The following is a 1,303-nucleotide window of genomic DNA, read 5'->3' as shown; positions in this document are numbered from 1 at the left end:
CGGAGAGCGAGACGACGTCACTGTCGCGGGCGATGCTCGAGGAGCAGCGCGCCACCAGGTCGACGGCAAGACCGTCGAACGCCTGCACGGGGAGCCCGAGCTCCTCGAGGTGGTCGTTGTCCACCCCGAGCAGGACCAGCCTGCCGGCCGTGGTCGTGGCGGCTCGCAGGCGGGCAGTGGCTCCCGGACCGAGGTTGGCGGGGTTGCTCATCACCACCGTGGTGTCGGCGTCGGGGCGCAGCGCCTCGAGGTCAGCGACCGAGCGCACGACCTCGACCTCGACGCCCTGCTGGCGCAGCACCTCGACGAGCGCCCGAGCCCCGCTCGGGCGAGTGCTCTCCGGGTCGAGCGGCTCTCCCGGCCGCTGGGCCGTGAGGGCCAGGAGCGCGATGAGGGTCAGTCCGAGCGCGACCGCAACAAAGTAGGCGCCCAGCCGGCGACGTCGCCGCGCGCGCGACACCGCTGCACGCGGCATCCCACCGCCGTCGCCCGCCGGGAGCGCAGCGGAGGGTGACGGCTGCGTCGTCGTGGCCTCGGCGGTCACCTGCCGGCTCCGGTCTGGGAGGGCACCTCGGGGAGCACTGGCCGGGTGGCGGCCAGGGTGGTGTCGAGGGTGACCAGGTCGCGCGCGGCCTCGGGGGCAGCAGCCCGGCGCCCGTAGAGCACGGCGTCGAAGGTGTCGGCAGCGCTGCGCAGGCGATCGGCGGATGCCGGGAAGGCGGGTGCCAGCGCGATCGCCACCTCGTGGGCGGTGCGGCCGGGGAGGTCGTCGAGCAGGGTGCGCTCGACGGCCGAGCGGGCGATCGCGCGGTAGGACTCGAGAACCGCCGTGGTGTGATCGCCCGCTGCCAGCGCCCGGGCAGCCTCGGCGCGGTGTTCGATGGCCGTGCGCGTGGGGCCGTCGAGCACCCCCTGAGGTCGGTCGACCGTCATGCGACGCTCGGCCCGCACCGACCGGGCCACGACGAGGGCGAGCACGGCCAAGGCGATGCCGATGGCGACGGCGATCAACCACGCGGGCAGGCTGCCGGAGCCGGTGCTGGACAGCAGGTCCGAGAGCCAGTCCCGAAGGCGCTCGAGCAGGCTGCGGTCGTCGCGGTAGATGGCCTTGCTCAGTTCGTCCTCGAGCCACGTCCTCGCCTCGGGGGACGTGGGGTCGAGCGGTGGATCGAGGCGCACCGGCTCAGCGGTCCTGCACGGCGCTGGGCCACGGGGCCGGCCCACCGTGCTGCGCGGTGTGAATGAGCTGCACGTCCAGCCCTTCCCGGCGGATGCGCTGGTCGACCGTCAGCAACGCGTCGAC

At 74.4% G+C, this 1,303-nt stretch carries 2 protein-coding genes; both read right to left on the bottom strand.

What is annotated here, in order from left to right; genetic code table 11:
- On the bottom strand, positions 1-544 hold a 544-nt coding region (locus PLL68_RS15355), incomplete at its 3' end, for a DUF4350 domain-containing protein (RefSeq protein ID WP_324535586.1).
- Positions 541-1,179, bottom strand: coding sequence for a DUF4129 domain-containing protein (locus tag PLL68_RS15350; protein ID WP_324535584.1), 639 nt, complete (start codon positions 1,177-1,179; stop codon positions 541-543). The genes PLL68_RS15355 and PLL68_RS15350, both read right to left, overlap by 4 nt.
- Between the last annotated feature and the right edge of the window lie 124 nt (positions 1,180-1,303).

Origin of the sequence: Ornithinibacter sp. (assembly GCF_035443565.1) — a bacterium.
In the GTDB taxonomy this organism is placed as follows: Bacteria; Actinomycetota; Actinomycetes; order Actinomycetales; family Dermatophilaceae; genus Fodinibacter.
The sequence above is the reverse complement of the archived record's forward strand: the minus strand, read 5'-3'. Positions and strand labels throughout refer to the sequence as shown.